This is a genomic window from Paraglaciecola sp., assembly GCF_039964565.1.
Taxonomy (GTDB): domain Bacteria; phylum Pseudomonadota; class Gammaproteobacteria; order Enterobacterales; family Alteromonadaceae; genus Paraglaciecola.
Genome location: NZ_JBDVXF010000005.1, coordinates 253,899 through 277,080 on the forward strand (window position 1 = coordinate 253,899; position 23,182 = coordinate 277,080).

A 23,182-nucleotide genomic window follows, 5' to 3' on the forward strand; every position below is an offset into this window, starting at 1 on the left:
TATATTTCTCCATAAAACTGGCTTTTCAAGCAGCATCAACGCACCTGTATCAAGGCGTCTTTGCTCCGCTTATCGATTCTATAATTGATTCGATGAACTACGCAGTTGCCATCAGCTTTATTGAGGGGGAATTAAAGTGCTATTAATGTCCAAATCAGGTTCAAAGCTAGCGTTTGCATTGCGCCCTTCCATTCCCGCATTAATTGTTGCGGTAATTTTAGCGACAGTATCGAGTGTTGCTGCACTTGGGGCTTTGTGGTGTATTGTTCAGCTGATTGCTACGCATAACTATTCTTTACTCGTTGCAGCATCATTACTCTGGGCTGCCTCAGCGTTAATATCTGGTAGCGCCTCTTGGATAAGCCATAACGCTGAAGCTAAATTCTCTGGCCGTTTAAGGCGCATGATCGCAAACCATTTTGTGAGGTTACCTTCAAGTACCTTGGCAAAATATAAAGGTGAAAAATTGCAGCAATTGATGGTCGGCGATATTTCTTCACTGCACCATATGGTCGCGCATTTACCGTCTGAACTGGCGACTTTTATACTTGTCCCTGTTATCACCATAATTTTACTTGTATCTAACGCAGATGCTATGGCTTTACTTGCGCTTATTCCTGGAGTAGTTGCCGCACTTTTCTATTTGCTAGTTATTCCTCGGCTTGCGGCAAAGCAAGGCGAAGCACGGGTTAATGTGATGGGTAATATTATCGCAACAGTGGATGACTACTCACGTGGCGCAGCTATATTTCGTATCTTTACGACCCAAGATGGGGCAATGGAAAGATACACAAAGGCCACACAAGACTTTATGCAAGAGATTGTTGAACGTGTAAGAAAGGTATCAAGTTCGGTGGCCTTAGCAACAGCATTGCTTCAGGCCGTCAGTACCTTTGCCATCGTTTATGCCATTGGTTATGAATGGCCTACGGAAAAACTTGCCGCAGCCTTATTTTTTAGTTTGGCTATTGTCACCCCCGCGTTAAAATTAGGTCACGGACTTGACTATGTAACGGCAGGTCGTTCTGCAGCCAACAGACTAAACGACTTTCTGGGACAAACGAAACTCCCGACCGGAACGACTCAAGTTAACAGCATAAGCAATGCCACTTTAACACTGACTAATGTTATACCCTCATTATCTAACACAAGTCGGCCAAAACCAATTAACTACAAATTTCAAGCAGGTCAAGTAACCGCGATTACAGGGCCAAGCGGTATTGGAAAATCCACATTACTTGGTTTAATAGCAGGTAATGAACTCTTAGTTTCAGGTGCTATTTTTCTAGGTGATGTGGCACTAAATGAAATGGACGAAGCCACACGGCATAAATCCATTATGCTAAACCCACAAAATGTAGGCATTCTAACAGCCTCTATTGCTGACAATCTCGCGCTTACCGCCCCCAACGAGACAGACCAAAGCTACAAAGAGGCATTGAGTGTAGCTGAACTAGATAAACCATTGAACACTATTGCAAGTAATCTATCTGGCGGTGAAATACAACGTATTAACCTTGCCCGAGTATTTCTCTCTGTAGCCCCCGTTATATTACTTGACGAGCCCACATCAGCACTAGACGACACGACAGCCTTAAAGATATTCGATGCATTACGTCACGAAGCAAAAGTTAACCATAAAACGATAATAATTGTGACCCATGATTTGGCGCTTGCCGAATTGGCTGATCAGGTTCTTTCACTTAACACATCACACTCGGAAGAAAATAAACGATGATAAATCGCCCACAAAAGAACACTGCTATCCAACACCTCATTCCAGTTGCTTGCACATGGGCATTAGCTGCCATACTAGAAGCTGCATGTTATGTACTGTTAGCTTTAGGCATTATTCATCAGCACTCTCCGTTTAACCTCATTGTTATATCAATTGTCACAATACTCTTAACTCTATTTGCCTCGCGCTCAGGTTTTTGGGCGGGAGCCAAACTAGCTAATACACTGTATATCTCAATTGGGGAAACCATGAAACATGCCAAGATATCTTGGTTTACTGCCACTAACAAAGCCCTACTTAAGGAAACCGTATCTCGGAGCATTCCTGGCTTTATGAGTATTCCTGCACATCAATTTCAGATATTTATTCATGCGCCACTTATCCCACTATGTATAACCTTGGGTATGGGCTATATCATGGGAACAAACTTAATGTTTGTTTTGGCTAGCTTGTTGTTCTTATCATTTGTTATCCAAAGTTTTGCTCAGCGTACCCTTGCCCATGCGGATGCCAATCGCAACGACATTGAACTCTCCGTTAATCAAGCAACCAATGAATTAATAGAACATGTTGAATTATTGCGAACGGCTTCTGGATCACAAAATTCGACTAACAGATTAGAAAAAAACTGGTTCACACAAGAAAACTCTCTGAGTAAAACTAACACTAGTGCATCAATCGCCACTTTACTTTCTGCTGTAGCCCGTTTTTTGCCTGTAGCGGGTATTGCTCAATACCTAGCGTTAAGTAACATTGATAGTACTGCAATATTGCTTGCGGTCTTGCTTCTAAGCATACAAGCAACCGCACCGCTCGAAGCTCTGGCTGCAGCAGCCATATCTATCAACGATCAGTTGGCGGCAGTTAAACGTTATCAGCAAACCAATAACGCCCCTTCTTTAAATCAACCAACAACAGCACAAATAATGACACCGGCAAACCATACTATAGGGCTGAACAATGTATCCATCTCCTCTTCTGTGCAGAATATCAGTGCACTCATCACAAAAGGGGAACGCGTGTTAATTTCTGGTCCCAGTGGCTCAGGTAAAACTAGCCTACTCAATCTATTAATGCGCTTTGACGATCCTGAACAAGGTCAAATTACTTTAGGTAATGCACCGCTTACATCTATATCTCATGACCAACTCAGCACATTCTTCGCCTACGTCACACAAGATCCTTTGATTTTTACAGGCACAATTGCAAGTAATATTCGTATTGGAAATCCTGATGCCGACGATGTAGCGATTGATAAGGTCGCCCGTCAAGTCTTACTTGGAGAGGTGATTGATAGATCAGAACTAGGTATCAATCAAGAGGTTGGCTTACAAGGAGCGGGATTATCTGGAGGTGAACGTCAACGACTTGCCTTAGCACGAGCTTTAATAAAAAACGCCCCAATCTTAGTATTAGATGAGGCAACGTCTGCATTAGATGACGAAACCGAAAAGCAAGTGGCTAAGGCTTTTTTCGAACAAAACTGCACACTTGTGTTGACCTCGCACCGAAATCAAGAAGTTTGGCAGCCCACTAATGTTATCAATTTATTACCCGAGTACACGATTGAATGTTCTGCAGCGCCACATCCATAACTTCAAGCTCGGTATATCACCAAGTATACTCTGCTAAGGTATTTAAAAATCCGAGTCTGACAGATAGGGGAGGAGTAGTTAAAGCAGAGGCTAGATTTACCGATCACATAACAACGCCCCCGATATTCCAGCCCTTTGGGAATACTTCTTTAATGGGATTAATGGTATGGACCCTCTCCTCCCATAACGGCTTCAAATGAGCCAAGATAGAGGTTGTTTAAATCAACTATCAAAAAAGAGAGGGTCACATGAATAAAGTAACAATAGGATTGGATACTGCTAAGTCTGTTTTTCATTTAGTGAATAAAAACAACCAAGGTCGAGTACTAAATAGGAAGAAACTTAAGCGTGCACGAGTATTGGATTTTTTTGCCAATTTACCGCCCAGCATTGTGGTTATGGAGGCGTGTGGTATTAGTCATTACTGGTGCTGGGTTATTAGTCGTTTAGGCCATGAGGTTAAGGCTATTCCTCCTCAGTATATCGTGCCTTATCGTAAAGGTAATAAGAATGACTACAACGATGCAGAAGCGATTACAGAGGCAGCGCAGCGGGAGAATATGCGGTTTGTGCCCTTCAAATCACAATCGCAGCAAGATGTTCAATTAGTACACCGAGTACGAGAACGATTGATAGGTCAACGTACCGCCTTAAGCAATCAAACGCGAGGCTTATTAGCAGAGTATGGCATTGTGCTGACCAAAGGTTTGGCTCAATTAACCAAAGGCTTACCGTACATCATTGAAGACGCAGAGAATGAGTTGAGCATAATGACACGTCATCAGTTTAGTGGTTTATTGGAAGAGCTGAAGGATTTACAAATCCGCATAAAGCAGGTGGATAGCCAGATTAAAACATTAGTGACAAATTAGCTAATTTTACCAAGCCACCCATAACAATTTGACTAAATAAAAAGACCCAGCTTCAAAGTAGAAGTGCACCACCTTTACTAACCTTTTATTTACGGAGGTGCACCATGGGTATTCATATTTTCTGCTAACTTCTAAATAAGGGGCGCTGGCATGTGGGCCAAAATCCGAGCGAAGCGAGTCAGTCAGATTGTTTGCGTCCCAGAGTGCGGAGCGGGCGAACTTGATTTATTTGTTATGTGCCTTTTCTAGAAACAACCTTTCTAAGCCCTAATGAGACACCTGCAAAGGCAAACACAAATATAAAGAAAATGAACACTAGAGCACTGGAATTTAAAGTATCTATACCCGGGCTGACGATTACGGCAAACGTGTTGACGCAAAGTAAAATTAAGCTTGTTTGTAAGTAGCCTTTATAGCCTACAAATGCCGTAAGCAGAAGCATAAAAAACGATACTCCAATTGCCGGAGTAAACGGTGCGGCTGCTAAAACCATACAACCTACCGATATCAGGACTGAGATCGTCAAAAATAGCTTTGTCATAATTTTATTCCTAGCACATGAATAATAGTGGTCAGATTCAAATTAAGAATAAGAAGGGTCAGCTTCAGATTAAAAGGAGTCGCTCGTTTTCGCGATTCAAGTAGACGAATATTATAGTCCGCTTTGAGTCGAAAACTGACCTTAAACCAGACTATCAAACAATGTCCAATATGTCTGCAGATCGCTCCATCAAGCTAGTCAGATTGGTCCACTCACTAGATGACTAATCTAGTCCTGTTGTATAGGCAAGATATAACGCTTATCCTTCCTTTAATCACAGTATTCGGATCATACAAATGCAAGAAGTTCCCAATAATCATGCTCGTTGGCCACTTATTCGCCAAGGCATTATTTTTCAATTTAAACTAGGTTTAGATGCGCTGCGGGATATCTTGATGAGCCCAGTATCAATAGTATTGGTAATAGCTGATGTCGTGATGGGGAGCCATCAACAGCAAAGTTATTTTAATAGGTTAATGCGCCTCGGAAAAAAAAGTGATCATTGGATAAATTTATTTGCGGTTGATTCACCTACCGCTGAGCCAGAGGGCAATAAGGTAGCAGCAGACACCAATGTTGATTATTGGATCACTAAGATTGAAACTGTGGTCAAAGAACAGCAGGTTGACGGCAAGCTTACCCAATCAGGCAAAGAAAAACTTCAGCAATACTTTGGGAAAATCATGCAAAACAACAACAAATCAGAAAGTAAGGACTAACTTACAAGCAATATTCAAAAACTCAATTAATTTGACTTAAAGTGTTCGTCAAGAAAAACAAAATGGTAATTAATGGATTTCTGCCAGTACGCTAAAGTGTGGCCACCAGGCATTTCAAGATAACTATGGGGGATGTGCATAGACTCTAAGGTCTGATGAAATTCTTGGTTAGCGTTATAGAAAAAGTCATCCACTCCTATATCAAAAAATAACGCTAAGGACTTGTTCTTAAGTAAAGCGGCCATGTTCACCACAGAGTAATTCTCCCAATTCGCTGGGTATTGTGCCTGGCTACCGATGCGTTTGGCTATATCCCAGTTATTTGGAAAAGGTCTTAAATCAAAACCACCGCTGGTACTTGTCGCTGCGCTATAAACATTGCTGTTGCGAATGCCTAAGTAGAATGCACCAAAACCTCCCATACTCAAGCCCATAATTGCCCGCGAAGCCTTATCAGATTGAGTATTAAAATGCTTATCTACGTAATTAACCAGCTCTTGCGTAATGTAAGTTTCATATTGAAATTTGGGATCTATGGGGCTGTCGATATACCAACTGGTTTTTGCACCGTCAGGACACACAACAATGATGCCATATTGATCTGCTAGCGCTTTTATTTTTGGAACGATTGTTGGCCAAAATGTGTGATCGTCTGTCGCACCATGCAACGCGTACATCACTGGTAAAGGCCTTCCTTCTGCACTATATCCCTTAGGCAAAATGATGGAATTAGGGACACTCTTGCTCATCGATTGACTGTAAACCTCAAATGTCGCCACATTAGCCGATAAAACCTGTGGTACTAGAAAAATAAAGGATAGTAATAACGATAACCGCAACATAATGCCTCCTTATTGCAATATTGAATGATTAAAAACTGAGTGAATGATTCCCACAAAAAGATAATAAGACATTCTTTGTAATAAGTAACATTTAGTCAATTCTCACGACAGTCATACAAAAGTAACATCTAGATAGTTGAGAGTTGCCCCTAAGAACTTTATTTAGTAGTGTTGAATGCAACTTAAAATACAATTTTTGCAATTAAAACAATAAATTAGTAAAGTTTCGCAACTGTTTTTTGTTTTGTAATGACTAGGAAACGTTATTGTGTTCTTTATAGACATTAATGTTTATTGCCATAAAATATTACCGATAGTTTGTAGTCAATGGGCAAAGTCTTATGACTAGCCTGCGTATCATCCTAAGTTTTAGCTTTCTAAGCCTATTGTTTACTGCACAAGTAAGAAGCGAGTGTATTAAAACTATGGCATGGGATGACGACTATCCCTATGCATTTATGTTAAACCCCGATGACATCCAACCTAGAGGTTTAAATATCGAATTGGCATTGGCAGTGTTTGCAGAATCTAAGTGCCAATTACGCTTTTTAAAAATGCCTTGGGCAAGAGCCCTAGTCGAATTATCACAAGGCCGAATAGACATTATTGGCGGTGCCTACTCCAATCAAGAACGACAACAATATGCTCGGTATTCAAAGATAAGCTTTCATTTTGAAAACGTGCTTTTTATCCGAACAGATATTTCCAATAATGTTGTTTTACGTACCCTAAGTGACATCCAAAAGAATCAACTTAAAATAGGGGTACAAATCGATGTTTATTATGGTGATGCTTTCGAAACCTTAAAGTTAACCTCTGATTTTTCTCGATTGATTTACCCTAACACTAGCAGAAAAGCCTTGTGGGGAATGTTAAGTTTAGGCCGAATTGATGGAGTCATTGCCGACGCTCGCTCTGGACAAAACGAATTAAAACGACTGGGTTTAAGCTCAGTTATTGTGCCCAGTGGACTGATTATTTATGATCAGGCTTCGCATTTCATTTTCTCGAAAAAGTCAATTAAACCAGAATTTGTGGAAGAGTTTGATAGGACACTAACTAAGTTAAAAGCAAAAGGTTTAATCAACACTATTTTAGAAAAATACTCTCCTTCAAAAAGAATCGATAAAAACTTTCTATAACAACAACTAAAGAGATTTTTTTCTACTGCTGTAACTCAAAGCCAGATAGATAAACTGTTTCACTACGTCAGTTTGTACCTGCTCGCGACTGTCAAATATCACGCCGCGATTTTTGTCGTATTTCAACTCAGGGTACACCAGTCTAAACTCTTCGATTAAAGATGTTTGGCAATGCACAAACAAACCATATTCGTAGGGGTTAGATTTAAGTTGTGAGAGTCTTAACGTTGTACCTGATTTAGGTGTATGCGTTACGTAACTAGGCTCACCCCACTTTAGGCATTCTTCAACTTGACCTATTTTTTCTGTGTTTGCCGCCACCTCAAAGATCCATTGACGAATCTTCAGCAAAATTTGTTGAGTTGACGCCCTATACTGGGTAAATACTTGCTCTACTTCCGAGTTATTAAATTCCATTAGGATAGATCTTCTATAATATTGTAACCATATATAGCATCGAGGTTATTAGCAGCGATTGCATCGCTTAGACCTAAATTGGCTAGTCCCGACAGCACTGCCAGCTTGGTTTTGTCGATTGTTGTACTCATATGATACAAGCCCGCATTCTTGCGTGCACCACGCTGAATACCACTTGCTCGGGCTAAACGTATTTGCTGATATTTATACAAAGCGTTTTGTAAGTGATTTTGATTGACAGAGCTTTGATCCGTGAGTGTTTGCTCAGCCAAACAGTGTGCAAGAGCATAACTATCTTCAATCGCCATGGCAGCGCCTTGTGCCAAAAACGGCAACATCGGATGGCACGCATCACCCAATAGAGCCACATTTTTATCGGCCCAGTGACTCAAAGGTTGCCTGTCAAATAACGCCCAAAGAAAACACTGCTCAGTTGCAGCCAATAACTCCGATACTTCAGGATGCCAGCCAGCAAAGGTCTGCCGCAATTCCTCAATGTCGCCAGCCTCATGCCATGATTCTTTTTGCCAATCAGAACGCTCCTGTACGGCAACAAAGTTGACCAATTCCCCACCTCTAAGGTAGTAACTCACAAAATGTTTGCCCGGCCCGACCCATAAGTTGGCATTGGGTTTAACTAACCCTTGAGGCAATCTATTCGCATCGACCACACCTCGCCACGCGACTTGTCCAGTAAACTGAGCTGGAGTCTGACCCAACATACAAGCCTGAACTTTTGATTTGATGCCATCCGCACCAATGAGTAAATCCGCTTCCACGCTCTGGTCGTTGTCAAATTGTATACTGAGTTTATCAGCGGCGTGCTGATAACTTTGCAGCTGCTGCCCTAAATAAATGCTGATATGCAAATTCTTACATTCTGTATATAAAATAGTATGAAGATCAGCGCGGTGAATGTGCAGATAATCAGCGGCAAATTTACGTGTCGCGATATCACCTAGAGGAACAGTAAAATAGGTTTTTCCACTTTGAAAATGACGCATTACCGCTGATTTGGGGCGAAATCCTTTAGCCTTGACTTGCTCTACAATTCCAAACGCGTTCAGAACATGCATGGCGTTAGGACTAAGCTGTAACCCTGCTCCTACTTCAGCAACCTGTGAGCTTTGCTCATAAACCGCCACTTCGAAACCACGTTTAGCCAATGCCAAGGCAGCACACAAACCACCAATACCCGCTCCCGCAATTACAATTTTTTTACTCAACAATAGTATCCAGTGATTTAGACTTCTTTGCAGCAAATAGTAATACGCTTGTAAGCATTTTGGCTAGTGTGTTGAATACATTCAAACTGGCGTATGCACTTTATTGTGATTAGCCACAAAAAAATGAAATTTTTAGATCTAGAAAATCACTTTATCAGTAATACTTAACTCAACTTATGATATTTACAGGTTTTTTATGGTCGCCTCTACTCTTATGTGGTTTCGCCAAGATTTGCGATTAAGAGACAATCCAGCCCTGAGCTATGCCTGCGAAAAGGGTGCGATTATTCCACTCTACATTTTTGATAATGAATGCGAGCAACATTTTATTCCCGGCAGTGCCAGCAAGTGGTGGTTGCATCACTCTCTTAGTGCCTTAAATAATTCCTTAGGAAACCAACTTCATTTTTCAAAGGGTGACGCTAGCAAGGTAATAATTGAGTGGATTGAAAAACACAACATTAAAAGGGTAGTGTGGAATCGCTGTTACGAACCATGGCAAATCAAACGCGATGCGCAGCTGAAACAAACGTTGTTAGCGGCGGGTGTAGAGGTCAAAAGTTTTAATAGCAATTTATTGTGGGAGCCATGGCAAGTCTTAAAAAAGGACCAAACACCCTACAAAGTATTTACGCCTTATTATCGTCGCGGTTGTTTGTCAAAAACCGCCCCTCGAATGCCGATTGCAACACCTAAGAATATGCAGTTAGAATATTATCCACAATTTGATCAAGGCCTTGATACACTTGAGCTGCTGCCAACTATTGATTGGCATACTACAATCGAAAAAATGTGGACACCTGGTGAACAAGGCGCCGCAAAACACCTTAGCGAATTTCTGCCCGATGGCGCTAAAGCATACAAACAAAAACGCGACTTTCCTGACCTAGGTGCTACATCCAAGTTATCGCCACATCTACATTTTGGCGAGATATCTCCAAATCAAATTTGGTACAGTGCTATCCATGCCTTAGACGGTAACACTGAAGATGCAGGTTTAGATTGTTATCTTAGTGAATTAGGTTGGCGAGAGTTTTCTTACTACTTATTGTTTCATTTTCCGCATATTCCTCAGGAAAACTTCAGCCCTAAATTCCAACACTTCCCGTGGCGTAACGATCCTGACTCACTGAAAGCTTGGCAACAAGGCCAAACAGGCATTCCCATAGTAGACGCTGGAATGCGTGAATTATGGCAAACCGGCACAATGCATAATCGAGTACGTATGGTGGTGGGCTCGTTTTTAGTCAAAAATCTTTTAATCGATTGGCGTCAAGGTGAACGTTGGTTTTGGGATTGTTTGTTAGATGCGGATTTAGCAGCAAATAGTGCGAGCTGGCAATGGATAGCGGGCACTGGCGCTGATGCAGCTCCATATTTTCGGATCTTTAACCCCGTTACTCAGGGGCAGCGTTTTGATCCCCATGGAGATTACGTTAAACGGTATTGTCCCGAGCTCAGTAAAATGCCAGATAAATACATCCATAATCCTTGGGATGCACCACAAAATATTAAAGAGTATGCGGGTGTAGAACTAGGGTCTAATTACCCTAAACCTATTGTTGACTTAAAAGTCTCGCGGCAAAGAGCGCTTGACGCCTTGGCTTATTCAAAGCAACAACCCCATGAAGAACCTGCATAAACATGGGCACCTTACGTCTGATTTTAGGTGACCAACTAAGTCATTCTTTGACAAGCTTAGAAAACTGCGACCCTAAACGTGATTGGTTATTGATGGCCGAAGTACGAGAAGAAGCTTCATACGTCAAACACCACAAGAAAAAAATTGCTTTTATATTCTCAGCGATGCGCCATTTTGCCGAGGAGTTACGTGCTCGCGGATTGAATCTGCACTACACAAAATATCACGACCAAGACAACCAAGGCAGCTTTTACGGCGAAGTCGCTAGGCTATGCCAGCGACAAAAGATCACCAAAATAGTCGTCACTCACCCAGGTGAATATCGAGTTTTAGCAGAGATACAAAGTTGGCAGCAAAAATTAAATATTGCCGTTGAAGTTCGCCAAGACGATCGCTTTTTAGCGAGCTTAGAAGAGTTTTCAAATTGGGCGTCGGGTCGTAAACAATTACGCATGGAATACTTCTACAGAGAAATGCGCAAAGCATGGCATTTTTTGATGGATGGTAACAAACCTGTTGGGGATAAATGGAATTTTGATAGCGCTAACCGTAAAGCTTTACCCAAAGAAATGTCACCACCACAACCAACAAAATTCGAAATCGATACCATTACCCAAGAGGTACTGGAGTTAGTAGCAAAAGAATTTGACGATCACTTTGGGCAACTGGAAAATTTTCACTTTGCTGTGACCCGCGATCAAGCCTTAGTGGTGTTAGATGAATTTATCGCCCAGCGCTTGGTTAACTTTGGCGATTACCAAGACGCCATGGTGCAAGGTCAACCTTGGATGTATCACTCGCACATTAGTTTTTACTTAAACTGTGGATTGTTAACTCCCAAAGAAGTGATTGAGCAGGCCGAATATGCCTATCGAAATGGTGATGCGCCACTAAACGCAGTAGAGGGATTTATTCGTCAGGTATTAGGTTGGCGTGAATATGTGCGCGGTTTGTACTGGCTGAAAATGCCTGATTATAAGAGTGAAAATTTTCTTGAAGCAACGCGTTCTCTGCCTAAATTCTTTTGGGGCAGCCACACCAAAATGAACTGCCTACATCAGTGCATCAAAGAAACCTCAGAAAACGCTTATGCCCATCATATCCAGCGCTTGATGATATTAGGCAATTTTGCCTTATTAGCGGGGCTGCATCCTGATGAAGTCAACGAATGGTATTTAGTTGTCTACGCCGACGCTTATGAATGGGTCGAAATGCCCAATGTCACTGGCATGATCTTATTTGCCGATGGCGGTTTACTGGCCAGCAAACCTTATGCCGCCAGCGGCAGCTATATCAACAAGATGTCCGACTACTGCAAAAGTTGCGACTACAAGGTTAAAGACAAAAATGGCCCACACGCTTGTCCTTTCAATTATTTATATTGGGATTTTTTAGACCGCAACAAAGAAAAGTTAGGCAACAACCCGCGTCTGGGTATGCCCTACCGCACCCTCAATAATATGTCTGATGAAAAACGTCAAACTATTCAACGAGATAGTCAGATATTTTTTAAAGCCTTAGAACAAGATGAAAAAGTCTGACCTACCCAGTAAAACTTGTCCCATTTGCCATCGCCCCTTTAATTGGCGTAAAAAATGGCAACGCTGTTGGGATGAAGTAAGGTATTGTTCAAAACGTTGTGGCCAAAACAAACAAACCACCTAAATATAGATTTGTACTAACCTTATCGAGTTACAACACCAAAAAAAATTGGAAACACACTTATTAGGAGAAAGATATGTACCCCCCAACCCACTCTATCCATTCCTTATTTGATCAACTCGGCCTAGATAGTTCACAACAAGGAATCAATGAATTTGTCAGCAAACATAGTCCACTTGCAGCTGATATAAAGTTACACCAAGCCGACTTTTGGAATACCTCACAAGGCGCATTTTTACAACAAATGATGAATGAAGATGCTGATTGGGCAGAAATCGTCGATGAACTAGACGCCATGCTTCGTTAGTTTTTCAACGTCTAGCGAAAGTAGCCATAAGGCTTAGCATTACTCAGTACTTCACTTTATTGCTCTTCACTCATCATTGCCGCTAAAACAGGGCGCTGAGCACAACGTGCAAACCAAGCCTCTACATGTGGGAAGGCGGACAAGTCCAATTCCATAAACAGTGTCCAAGCAACTAACACAAACATATGAGTATCGACTAAAGAGTAATCATTCAACAAAAACTGTCGTGCGGCTAACGCGTCATTTAAAATTTCGAAACAGTGATGCAAAGTCTGCCGCGCCTTTGGCAATGCGTCTGGGCGCCGTTGTTCGATCTCTACAAAATCTTGTGAGCCCTGCTGTACGGCACCTGGAGCGCTAGGAGGTAATTCAGCTGCCAGTTTACCTGCTGCATCGGCCAAATTAAGGTTTGACCATACAACCCATTTCATCGCCTCACCACGACCGGGGCCAGACTCTGGAAACAAAGCCTTTTCTGTACCAAATGTTTCACCTAGATACAAAGTTATAGCAACCGACTCCCAAATAATGACGCCGTCATGCACTATTACAGGGACTCTGCCATTCGGATTGAGCTTTAAGAATGCTTCTGTTCGTGTATCACCCGCATCGATATTTATTTCAACACCTTGGTAATCTAAGCTTAGCTCTGCTAATACCGCCTCTGTAATACTAGATGTAGACATAGGTGCATGATAAAAAGTAATGCTCATTTTTTTCCTTGTAAAAATAGTGATTGTATAGCGCCTAATGGGCTATCTGTTAGTCAGAGACGGCCCACTCACTTAGCGACCGCCTTCAACAGTTTACCCCGTCCTCGCTAAAGCAGGGACCTGATCACATATTGCAAAATACCACCGTGTCGAAAATACTCAAATTCATTAGGCGTATCGATACGGATCTCGGTTTCAAAATCAATACTGCTACCGTCTGCCCTTTTAACGTGAACTTTTACTTGTTTCTGGCCAGCCTCAATCGCTTCAATTGAATATTGCTCTGTGCCATCTAACTCATAAGTATGCGCCGATTCACCCGGCTTAAATTGCAATGGCAATATGCCCATTCCGATAAGATTAGAGCGATGTATTCGCTCATATGTTTCAGCGATTACTGCTTTGATACCCAATAATAATGGCCCTTTGGCTGCCCAATCACGGGAACTCCCAGTGCCGTATTCTTTGCCAGCTATAACAATAGTGGGTATTTTGTCAGCAATATACTGCTGAGCAGCCGCAAAGACGGTGGTTTGTTCACCACCCGGTTGTTTGCGGGTAAAACCGCCTTCTGTACCAGGGGCGAGTTGATTCTTAAGCCTAACATTGGCAAACGTACCGCGCATCATAACGTCGTGATTTCCGCGCCTTGAGCCATAAGAATTAAAGGCTTGTTGCTCAACATGATTCTCGCGCAAGTAATCAGCTGCAGGCGTATCTTTGCCAATAGAGCCCGCTGGGGAAATATGGTCAGTAGTCACGCTGTCTGATAATTTGAGTAAGCAGCGCGCTTCTTTGATGGCTTTAGTTGGCGCGGGTTTTTCTGGCATATTTTCAAAAAATGTCGGCTTTTTCACATAAGTACTTTCAGGCCAGTCGTAAATATCTGAATCAACTGTTTCCAAATTTTCCCAAATATCCCCTCCATCATATACAGAGCCATATTTCTCTGTGAACATCGACTTATTGACAACACGTGTCACTATCTCTTGAACCTCGTGCTGGCTTGGCCATAGATCTTTCAAATAAATAGGCTGGCCGGCGCTACTGATACCAAGAGGATCACTAGTAATATCTATTTTCATATTACCGGCCAACGCATAGGCGACCACTAGAGGAGGCGATGCCAAATAGTTAGCTTTTACATCAGAATGTATTCTTCCTTCAAAGTTTCGGTTACCTGATAAGACTGATGTCACCGTTAAATCAGCTTTTCTAATCGCCTCGGAAATGGCCTCTGGCAATGGTCCTGAATTACCGATACAAGTGGTGCAACCATACCCAACTAAGTTAAACCCCAGTTTATCCAATTCTTTAGATAATCCTGCCTTGTTGAGGTATTCGGTTACCACTTGTGATCCCGGAGCAAAACTGGTTTTAACCCAAGGTTTCACCGTCAATCCTAATGCGTTGGCTTTTTGCGCCAATAGAGCCGCAGCGACCAACACTGAGGGGTTCGATGTGTTAGTACAACTAGTGATAGCAGCAATCACCACGGCTCCTTCGTGAAGTTCTAAGTCTTGTTGATTATGACGATAAGAAACCGTGGTTTTGGAACCAATATTTTCTACGCCACCTTCACTATCAAAGCGCTCTTTCTGCTTACTATGGGACGAGACAGCCAGTTCATTTTGTTGAGTTAACCAATCTTGAAATGAAGTGGCGGCTTGATCTAAATTAATTCTATCTTGGGGGCGTTTCGGCCCAGCAATAGCAGGAACAACAGTATCCAAATCAAGGGAAAGTGTTGCATGATACTTAGCATCTGCTTGCGCTTCACTGCCCCACATACCTTGGGCTTTTGCATAAGCTTCAATAATTTCAATTTGTAGTTCACTACGGCCTGTTAACGCCAAATATTGAGTCGTTTGTTCATCAATCGGAAACAGTCCACAGGTTGCTCCATATTCAGGAGACATATTAGCAAGTGTGGCTCGATCAGCCACGGTTAGGTGTTGCACCCCAGCCCCATAAAACTCTACGAACTTGCCAACAACGCCAAATGCACGCAATTGTTCTGTCACCGCTAAGACCAAGTCGGTGGCCGTCGCACCTGGTAGCAACTGGCCTTTTAATTCCATTCCAATCACTTCTGGTATTAGCATAGTGACAGGCTGGCCTAACATCGCCGCTTCAGCTTCGATACCGCCGACTCCCCATCCTAAAACACCTAGGCCATTTATCATCGTAGTGTGTGAGTCGGTGCCAACTAGGGTGTCAGGATAAAGCAAAGGGAGGTCTTGCTGCTCATCAACAAAGGTAACTCGCGCCAAATATTCTAAATTGACTTGGTGCACTATACCTTTACCTGGGGGCACTACTTTGAAGTTATCAAACGCACTTTGTCCCCATTTCAAAAACTGATAGCGCTCTTTATTGCGCTTTACCTCAACCGCAGTATTATGTTCAAAGGAATCAGCCTTACCAAACTCGTCTACCATTATTGAATGGTCAATCACTAAGTCCACAGGTTTAAGTGGGTTAATTTTATTAGGGTCGCCACCCAAATCCAACATAGCGTTGCGCATAGCAGCTAAATCAACAACTGCCGGCACCCCTGTAAAATCTTGCAGAATTACCCTAGAAGGAACAAATGCAATCTCGGTATCAAAAGAGGATGCAGTATCCCATTTCGCTAGGGTTTGAATATCTTCTGGCTGAACATACATCTCATCGCTATGGCGAAGTAAGTTTTCTAACAAAATTTTTGCGGTAAGAGGGAGTCGTCTAATTTCAGTTTTCACCGTGCCTAGATCAAAATATTGATATTCTTTTCCGCGCACATTTAAGATGGAAATATGTTTATTTGATGCTGTCATTTGGCTCTCCTTTTGACCCCAATGGGCCTTTTCTAGGGGTGTGTTTCTTTGCGTATATTGATTTCGTCTTTTTTAATCTGTTTGTTGTTTCTTAATAACATAATAAACAACAAACAAAATTGTGGCGGCAACGATAGAGGTTACTGCCAACCCAGACGGTTCTTTCATTAGTTCTAGCGCCCCTTTCCCAAAAAATACCGCGCCTAAACCCAAGGGTGCGATGCCTATTGTTGAACCCAGCATAAACCTGAAAATATCAATTTTAAGGGACCCTGCCAAAATACTTGTTGCCGTAAAAGGCGGAGTGGGTGCAAGTCGCAGCGCTAAAATAGCCCAAGCGCCTTTGTCATCCATCTTTTTCTTTATTGTTTCAGTGTGTTTTTTGACTCCTTCCCCAAAGAAATCCGCGCCTATAACCCGGCCAATACCATATCCGCTTAAACTTGCTAGAAGGAAACCAAAGATGCAAATTAATACACTAATCCAGAGATTAAACACCAAGCTAACTGTAAATGCCATTAGCGGAACGGGGATCAGTATTGAGCCACCGACCAGGAAAACAACTAAAAAAATTAAAGCGGTTAATGTGGTGTCGGGTATATCACTAGCTAACTCGGTGAGTTTATCTATTTCTAGATAATCACTAAGAGGTGTAAAGAAATACAAGGCAATAATAGCCAGTACCACACAAATGAATATGCCTAACTTGATGATATTTTCCTTCTTCATTTTTTTGCCTCGCAAATCAACCAACTAAAAATGTTCCGATGTGCCTTCATATAAAAAAGATATTCGGGATGCCACTGTACGCCCAGTACCTTATCGCCGTTGTTACTTTCGATAACTTGGTTAATGCCTGCATCTTCTTTAGCCGTAACAGTTAAACCGTCCGCGGGTTCTGCTACTGCTTGGGAATGTATTGCGTTCACGTGCAACGGATCGTCGCCGGCTATCTCTGCAATAAGTGAATCGTTAGTCGTATAGAGCACTGTTTTTCGAGGGAATGGGCTACGGATCCTCATATCGTTTTTTAAAAGCGGTAAAGTTGATTCATACATTGAACCGCCCAACTCAGCATTGAGTAACTGATGCCCTCGACAAATCCCTAAAATTGGCAAATTATTATCCAGCGCATAATGGATAAACTTTATCTCCATATCGTCTCGGTCTTTGTCGTATCCAGATGAGCCTAAACGGCTCAACAACTCCATGGGATACAGCACACACTCTTTTAATCTGATCCACAGAGTGCGCTTTACCTCTGGGGCGTCTTCCTTTATGTAATTATCAGGGTGAATATCTGAGCCGCCACCGATAATTACACCGTCGTAATCAAGTGTGCCGTCAAACGAATCGGATGTAACGCGAATCGGTTTTCCACCAGCTAGTCGTACATTTAGTGCAGTAAAAAACCAAGCGGTTGTACCAGATTTATTTGGCCCTGTTATCGCAATTTTGGGTTTCGTATTGGTAGACAAAATTTCTCCTTTGGGTGCCTTAGCCGCCCATGTATTTACCTGTCGCTCTGCGGTTTGTTAAAACTTTGAGGTCCTAAAACCGGTACAGATAAGCCACACTTAAAAAGTCTAATCCTGGATTTTTGGTATTGAGTCCACCATTTGAATAGTGAATATAGCGAATGGCTATCTCAGAATTTTGGCTCTCATCTAAACCAATAAGTAATCCCAAGCGATCTTCAAACTGATAAAAACTACCAATATCAACACCACCAAATTTTTCCTCATGTACATAGGCAACACCTATGCCGAACTCAAGGGTAAGTGGATAATTATTGGATAGATTAGGCAAAGCCTTTGAAAAAACGGGTGAAACAGACACCCCATAAGTCGCTTCATTACGCGCACTACCGTGCAAATCAAAAAGATTAAGGCTTGTTTCCCAAGACAAACGAGTTGCGCCAATAAGTGGGATCTCTAGATCGTAGTTAAAGTCCGGTCTATAAGCGATCCGCATACCATGCATATCACCAGTGCCAGTCATATATTCCACGGCCACGACTTGTTTGTTTTTATTTGGTAATTGAGCCGCTGCAACTTGGAAACTTAATAATACAATAGTGAACAACAGCACTGGTTTTACTAAGATGATAGTGCGAAGTATTGATTTATCGATAATGCCAGTCGTACTTTTGCTACTTTTCATGGTTTTCCTTGTTTTTAAAGAGTGAACGATTTATTAACCTAACTTCACTCGAATATGATTAATAAATCATATGTAGCAAAGAACAGACCAGCCACAAAAACCCCAAAATACCCAATAAAAGCAACAACTTAACCAAATCTAAATTCGTAAAATTCCGGAATGAGAGAATTAATTTGTAAAATTTACTCTCTACTTAGTAATATTTTACTTAGTAGTGTCGTGACCATTCATCATAATGTTTACAGACTTAAGTCACTCTGTGTGAAGGACCAATCCATACACACAACAATACTCAACATTGGCTACATAAACTGAAACCAGTTGACAAAAAAAGCCCAATAGCGCTTAGCACTATTGGGCTTTGTTATTTTTTATTCGATGAGTTTAGTGTTTTGTTTGTTCCTGAAGCGCTTTCATCTCATCATGCAACAGTTGTGCATCAGCTCTAATATACGTCAGGGTATTCAAGGCTTGAACGGGCTGCTCTTGGTTTAAGGCATCGTCTAATACTTCAAGCACCTTGTCTTCGACTTCTTCAAGTTGTTTGACGTAGGTGTAATCCTCGTCGCTGGCAAACAACGCTGCAAATTTGGTATACATTTTACGTGAATCGACAGCTAAAGATGTGCCATCTTCAATCTCTCCTTGCTCGTCAATGGCAAGTGGTTGCAAAGCTTGTATCGCAGCTTCTTTGTTTGTCACCATTTTTCTGAAGGTATTTTTGACAAATGTATCGTTCACTTGTTCAATTGCGTCATTGTAAAACTCAACGCCTGCTTTCATAACTTGAATGACGTCTGTTACTTTCTCTACACTTGTTGTCTGATTTAACATATTAACTCCTGTTTTGATTGTACCACTAGCCATTGCTAGCTTATGATACAATAAGCAACTGACATTCCATTATTAAATAAAAGTCTAATCCACTGATAAATAAAGATATTTTTTATTTTCAGATTCACAGAATGGTATTTCACTTAATGTGTGATGAATGATTTACAAGAAATCGTGAAGATTTTACAAATCAGTTTTACTGACCTAAGTTGATAAAATGATTAATCTACTTTTTAATGTGTCTGTTTGTTTACCAATACCTTGAATAATAAATAGTTAGGCCGCAGTTAAGTCTCGATAGTAATGTACTCGCCTACACTATCTTTCACTATAAAATCGATCAATTCGATGACCTAACTCTGCATGAGGATAACCATTGTTAAACGTATTATTAGTCGATGACGACAACGAATTTACTGATGTAGCAGCTAACATTATTGAATTTTTAGGGCACCATGTATCAGTTGCCGCTAATTTAAAAGAAGCATATGAGTGGCTTGATAGCCAACCTTTTGAGCATATATTGTTGGACTTTATGCTACCAGATGGCAGTGGCTTACATTTAATCGATCATCTCAAAAAAATACAATCAAAGGCACAGGTTACTTTTATTACAGGTCACCCGTCAGTGAAGGGTATTCTTGCTGAAATAAGTGGTCCCCAGATGGGCTATTTAGTAAAACCACTGCAACGTGAAGATATTGAAGGGGTGTTATCTAAGCAGCCCAAAATTAAACCTCAAGCCAAAACTTCATCAATTAAGCGTCACTTTGGATGTTTAATTGGTGAATCTGCACCCATGCAAGAATTGTATTTGATGATAGAGCGGGTCGCTAAAACCTCTGCCAATGTCATGCTGATGGGCAGCAGTGGTGTGGGTAAAGAAGTGGTAGCCACTGCTATTCATAAAGCGAGCCAAGTAAAAGGTCAACTAGTGACGACTAACTGCGGCGCGCTGTCCAAGGAGTTGATTGGTAGTGAATTATTTGGCCATGAAAAAGGTGCGTTTACCGGGGCCGTGGCTAAAAAAGAAGGAGTATTTGAACGAGCCGAGGATGGCACGCTGTTTTTGGATGAAGTAACCGAAATGCCCATTGATATGCAGCCTAATTTGCTCAGAGTATTAGAAAGTAAAAAAGTCATAAAAGTTGGTGGAACGAAAGAGATCCCGGTTAATTGTAGAGTGGTTTCAGCCAGCAACAGAACAATGGAGTCAATTGCCACAGACAAAGTATTACGTGAGGACATTTACTTTAGATTAGCAGTATTTCCGATTCACATACCTTCGTTACGAGAGCGTAAGGAAGATATCCCTCTTTTGGCAAAAGCATTTTTAGAAGAACTTAACTCAGAAAATGGCTGTGAATATGTGTGGACCGATGCGCAACTAGAGAGGTTGAGCAAGTTCGACTGGCCAGGCAATGTACGAGAACTCAGACATAGCGTACATCGCGCATTTATTATGAGCGATCCAAAGGGTAATGAAATCCAGTTACCGCACACATTTGAGTCGCCTTTTTCACAGACAAAAAAACAAGACAATAACGTCACGGCTGGTCAAACAATCGAAAATGTTGAAAAAGAATTGATCCGTATCACCTTAGAAAAAGTAGAGGGTAATAAGACCGCTGCGGCAGAAATGTTGGGGATTAGTACTAAAACACTCTACAACCGCTTACACGCTTATGGTGACTTTGCGGAATAGACATCCGTTACATTTGCTAAGTTAATAGTCTCTTAAATTCTGTGGAGAAAACCATGTCATCTGATGAAGACCAGTCTGTAAATCAATTAGTGCATGACGCGAGGTCGCCACTGAATCGTATTTCTATGAATGCAGAACTCATTAAACTGATTTTGGAAAATGATATGCCAAAAGAAAAAGGGATAGAGGCTATCGATAAAATCATCAACGCCTGTCAAGAATGTAGCGATACGCTGCAAGTGCTAAGCAGCCAGCACGGTAACAAATAAGATGGTTGAACAGTTAAGAAAAAAAAGACTACTTGATAACTCGTTGCCTACTTGGTTGTTGATTGCGCTCATTGTACTGTGTCTAATTGCCGGAAACGCCTATTTGGCGATCAGGACAATCAGCGCTTTATCCACTACGCAACATCAATTATTTCAGACCTCTGAGTCAGTTATGGCCCTAAACAATCTACATATTTCTGTACTGTCAGCAGAAACCGGACAACGGGGCTATTTATTAACCGAAATAGATGATTACCTAAAACCCTATAGAAGAGCGCTAGAGGAAGTATCTGCGCAAATGGATATTGTCAAAAAACAGACCTTTCAACATAAACAGGCTCAGTCAAAAATAAGCGACTTGTTAGAAATCAGCGCCAAAAAAATAAGTGAGTTGGAAACTACGGTAGGGCTGGCGCTAGTTAACAACGAAAAACGCGCAATTGGCTTAATCATGACGGGACGCGGCAGAAATTGGTACACAGAAATACTGTCACTGATTAACGAATTACAACAAGCTGAAATTGCCTTCAGAGATAGCCAATATGAAAAGCTTCTTAAGATTCAAAAGGAAGCCAAAATTACCTTTATCATTTCAGGATCCATTAGTGCTTTGCTGTTACTTGGCATGTTAGTACTCGCAAGGATTAATATTGGCAATGAGGGCAAACTTCGTAAATCCTTAGAACAACAAAACGATAGACTCGCTGAACAAGTTAAAATCAGAACCAAAGAGTTAACCGTATATTCAGAAGAGTTGACTCGTAGCAACCGAGAGCTGGAAGACTTTGCTTTTGTTGCATCCCACGACCTACAAGAACCGCTACGTAAAATCCGCGCATTCGGTGACAGGCTCATGACAACCTACGGTGAAGAACTCGAAGGTAAAGGTATTGACTACATTACTCGAATGAAAATAGCCGCTGAGCGCATGTCGAATTTAATTAACGACTTGTTAGAGTTCTCACGTATCACGACCCGAGGCAAAGAATTCAGCGACGTAGACATGGCAGCGCTTATTGATGATATTTTGAGTGATTTAGAAATAGCGATTGAAGAAAGTAACAGCCAAATAACCGTAGGCACATTACCTGTTGTGAAAGGTGACAAAGGGCAAATGTATCAGTTGTTTTTAAATTTGTTATCGAATGCAATCAAGTTTCGTAAAGCTGAAGTATCGCCAAAAATATCCATTAGTTACACGCAAAGTGAATCCTACGATGAACTAACCGAACGCTCAGTTCAATGGCATGTGATTACATTAACGGATAATGGGATTGGTTTTGAGCAAGAGTTCGCTGACAAGATATTTGTGCCATTCCAACGTTTGCATGGTAGATCTGAATATAAAGGAACAGGTATAGGATTAGCCGTTTGTAGGCGTATAGTTGAACGACATGGCGGCACAATTTCGGCTAAAAGTGAATTGACCAAAGGTTCTGTATTTACAATTAACCTCCCAGTTGGGGCCACACTATTTAAAAATAACGGATGAATACATGAACACAATAATTAAAAAACCTATCACAATATTGATGGCGGATGACGACGAAGATGACAGGTTGCTTACCAAAGAAGCCCTAGAAGAAAGCAAAGTACTCAACAATCTACTTTGTGTAGAAGATGGAGTGGAATTAATCAGTTACCTGAAACGCGAAGGTAAATATGCAGATGTTGAAGCTTACCCTTGGCCGGGCATAATTTTACTGGACCTTAATATGCCACGAAAAGACGGCAGAGAAGCGCTAAAAGAATTAAAGTCAGATCCAGAATTAAAAGCCATCCCAGTGGTTATCCTCACAACATCTAAACAAGAAGAAGACATGGCCAAAGGTTATGGCTTAGGTGCCGCATCTTTTATCACTAAACCGGTCAATTTCGAAGGTTTAGTTGAGTTAATGAAAGCCCTTGGGAAATACTGGATCGAATTTGTAGAATTGCCTAACCACGATTAATGATAACCAAGTCTATTCTGAGAT

At 41.5% G+C, this 23,182-nt stretch carries 22 protein-coding genes and 1 pseudogene; 13 read left to right on the forward strand and 10 right to left on the reverse strand.

All coding sequences use genetic code 11. The features are described from left to right. The first annotated feature begins 145 nt into the window (after positions 1–145). The 3 genes and pseudogenes from ABJK37_RS02465 to ABJK37_RS02475 form a co-directional block, all read left to right on the forward strand. Positions 146–1,738: an ABC transporter ATP-binding protein gene (locus ABJK37_RS02465; protein WP_348349748.1), complete on the forward strand. Its 1,593-nt coding sequence runs from the start codon at positions 146–148 to the stop codon at positions 1,736–1,738. After that, complete coding sequence (locus ABJK37_RS02470) at positions 1,735–3,333, forward strand: ABC transporter ATP-binding protein (protein ID WP_348349750.1); 1,599 nt, start codon at positions 1,735–1,737, stop codon at positions 3,331–3,333. The genes ABJK37_RS02465 and ABJK37_RS02470 overlap by 4 nt, the downstream gene beginning before the upstream one ends. A 248-nt stretch (positions 3,334–3,581) precedes the next feature. Next, a pseudogene (locus ABJK37_RS02475) lies at positions 3,582–4,193 on the forward strand (IS110 family transposase); the annotation flags it as partial. 244 nt (positions 4,194–4,437) lie between these two features. On the opposite strand, the gene ABJK37_RS02480 reads toward ABJK37_RS02475, so the two are convergent. Then, a complete protein-coding gene (locus tag ABJK37_RS02480; RefSeq protein WP_348349752.1) occupies positions 4,438–4,746 on the reverse strand; it encodes a DUF6419 family natural product biosynthesis protein in 309 nt (102 codons plus the stop codon). Between the two features lie 296 nt (positions 4,747–5,042). On the opposite strand from ABJK37_RS02480, the gene ABJK37_RS02485 reads away from it, so the two are divergent. Continuing rightward, positions 5,043–5,465, forward strand: a complete 423-nt coding sequence (locus ABJK37_RS02485) for a hypothetical protein (protein WP_348349754.1) — start codon at positions 5,043–5,045, stop codon at positions 5,463–5,465. A gap of 26 nt (positions 5,466–5,491) precedes the next feature. Here ABJK37_RS02485 and ABJK37_RS02490 read toward each other — a convergent pair whose 3' ends face one another. After that, positions 5,492–6,307, reverse strand: a complete 816-nt coding sequence (locus ABJK37_RS02490) for an alpha/beta hydrolase family protein (RefSeq protein WP_348349756.1) — start codon at positions 6,305–6,307, stop codon at positions 5,492–5,494. Between the two features lie 341 nt (positions 6,308–6,648). Here ABJK37_RS02490 and ABJK37_RS02495 point away from each other — a divergent pair, with 341 nt between their 5' ends. Further along, positions 6,649–7,449 carry a transporter substrate-binding domain-containing protein gene (locus ABJK37_RS02495; RefSeq protein ID WP_348349758.1) on the forward strand — a complete coding sequence of 267 codons (801 nt, stop codon included), beginning with the start codon at positions 6,649–6,651 and terminating at the stop codon, positions 7,447–7,449. 6 nt (positions 7,450–7,455) lie between these two features. Here the strand turns inward: ABJK37_RS02495 and ABJK37_RS02500 are convergent, their stop codons facing one another. Both ABJK37_RS02500 and ABJK37_RS02505 read right to left on the reverse strand, forming a co-directional pair. Beyond that, positions 7,456–7,866, reverse strand: coding sequence for a DUF1801 domain-containing protein (locus ABJK37_RS02500; RefSeq protein WP_348349760.1), 411 nt, complete (start codon positions 7,864–7,866; stop codon positions 7,456–7,458). Then, entirely contained in the window at positions 7,866–9,092 is a 1,227-nt protein-coding gene (locus ABJK37_RS02505) for an FAD-dependent monooxygenase (RefSeq protein ID WP_348349762.1), read from the reverse strand. The genes ABJK37_RS02500 and ABJK37_RS02505 overlap by 1 nt, the downstream gene beginning before the upstream one ends. A 196-nt stretch (positions 9,093–9,288) precedes the next feature. Between ABJK37_RS02505 and ABJK37_RS02510 the strand changes: the two genes are divergently transcribed. From ABJK37_RS02510 to ABJK37_RS02525, 4 genes are all read left to right on the forward strand, one after another. Next, the gene (locus ABJK37_RS02510) at positions 9,289–10,734 is read left to right on the forward strand and encodes a deoxyribodipyrimidine photo-lyase (protein ID WP_348349764.1); all 1,446 of its coding nucleotides are present in this window, start codon (positions 9,289–9,291) and stop codon (positions 10,732–10,734) included. A gap of 2 nt (positions 10,735–10,736) precedes the next feature. Beyond that, positions 10,737–12,275, forward strand: a complete 1,539-nt coding sequence (locus tag ABJK37_RS02515) for a cryptochrome/photolyase family protein (RefSeq protein ID WP_348349766.1) — start codon at positions 10,737–10,739, stop codon at positions 12,273–12,275. After that, the gene (locus ABJK37_RS02520; protein WP_348349768.1) at positions 12,262–12,399 is read left to right on the forward strand and encodes a DUF2256 domain-containing protein; all 138 of its coding nucleotides are present in this window, start codon (positions 12,262–12,264) and stop codon (positions 12,397–12,399) included. The genes ABJK37_RS02515 and ABJK37_RS02520 overlap by 14 nt, the downstream gene beginning before the upstream one ends. A 73-nt stretch (positions 12,400–12,472) precedes the next feature. Continuing rightward, positions 12,473–12,703: a DUF2789 domain-containing protein gene (locus ABJK37_RS02525; RefSeq protein ID WP_348349770.1), complete on the forward strand. Its 231-nt coding sequence runs from the start codon at positions 12,473–12,475 to the stop codon at positions 12,701–12,703. Between the two features lie 56 nt (positions 12,704–12,759). Here ABJK37_RS02525 and ABJK37_RS02530 read toward each other — a convergent pair whose 3' ends face one another. From ABJK37_RS02530 to ABJK37_RS02555, 6 genes are all read right to left on the reverse strand, one after another. Then, positions 12,760–13,416 carry a glutathione S-transferase family protein gene (locus tag ABJK37_RS02530; protein ID WP_348349772.1) on the reverse strand — a complete coding sequence of 219 codons (657 nt, stop codon included), beginning with the start codon at positions 13,414–13,416 and terminating at the stop codon, positions 12,760–12,762. Positions 13,417–13,523: 107 nt separating this feature from the next. After that, entirely contained in the window at positions 13,524–16,235 is a 2,712-nt protein-coding gene (gene acnA, locus ABJK37_RS02535; RefSeq protein WP_348349774.1) for an aconitate hydratase AcnA, read from the reverse strand. Positions 16,236–16,307: 72 nt separating this feature from the next. Then, entirely contained in the window at positions 16,308–16,964 is a 657-nt protein-coding gene (locus tag ABJK37_RS02540) for a VTT domain-containing protein (protein ID WP_348349776.1), read from the reverse strand. After that, on the reverse strand, positions 16,961–17,713 hold the full coding sequence (locus ABJK37_RS02545) for a gamma-glutamyl-gamma-aminobutyrate hydrolase family protein (protein WP_348349778.1): 753 nt from the start codon (positions 17,711–17,713) through the stop codon (positions 16,961–16,963). The genes ABJK37_RS02540 and ABJK37_RS02545 overlap by 4 nt, the downstream gene beginning before the upstream one ends. 73 nt (positions 17,714–17,786) lie before the next feature. Next, positions 17,787–18,398, reverse strand: a complete 612-nt coding sequence (locus ABJK37_RS02550) for an acyloxyacyl hydrolase (RefSeq protein WP_348349780.1) — start codon at positions 18,396–18,398, stop codon at positions 17,787–17,789. Between the two features lie 384 nt (positions 18,399–18,782). Beyond that, positions 18,783–19,232: a PA2169 family four-helix-bundle protein gene (locus ABJK37_RS02555; protein ID WP_348349782.1), complete on the reverse strand. Its 450-nt coding sequence runs from the start codon at positions 19,230–19,232 to the stop codon at positions 18,783–18,785. Positions 19,233–19,608: 376 nt separating this feature from the next. On the opposite strand from ABJK37_RS02555, the gene ABJK37_RS02560 reads away from it, so the two are divergent. Genes ABJK37_RS02560 through ABJK37_RS02575 form a run of 4 tightly spaced genes read left to right on the forward strand, consistent with a single transcriptional unit; the run spans position 19,609 to position 23,158 of the window. Then, complete coding sequence (locus tag ABJK37_RS02560) at positions 19,609–20,937, forward strand: sigma-54 dependent transcriptional regulator (RefSeq protein ID WP_348349784.1); 1,329 nt, start codon at positions 19,609–19,611, stop codon at positions 20,935–20,937. A gap of 53 nt (positions 20,938–20,990) precedes the next feature. Next, a complete protein-coding gene (locus tag ABJK37_RS02565; protein ID WP_348349786.1) occupies positions 20,991–21,206 on the forward strand; it encodes a histidine kinase in 216 nt (71 codons plus the stop codon). A gap of 1 nt (position 21,207) precedes the next feature. Beyond that, the gene (locus ABJK37_RS02570) at positions 21,208–22,698 is read left to right on the forward strand and encodes an ATP-binding protein (protein ID WP_348349788.1); all 1,491 of its coding nucleotides are present in this window, start codon (positions 21,208–21,210) and stop codon (positions 22,696–22,698) included. Between the two features lie 4 nt (positions 22,699–22,702). Further along, on the forward strand, positions 22,703–23,158 hold the full coding sequence (locus ABJK37_RS02575) for a response regulator (RefSeq protein ID WP_348349790.1): 456 nt from the start codon (positions 22,703–22,705) through the stop codon (positions 23,156–23,158). Positions 23,159–23,182: the final 24 nt, after the last annotated feature.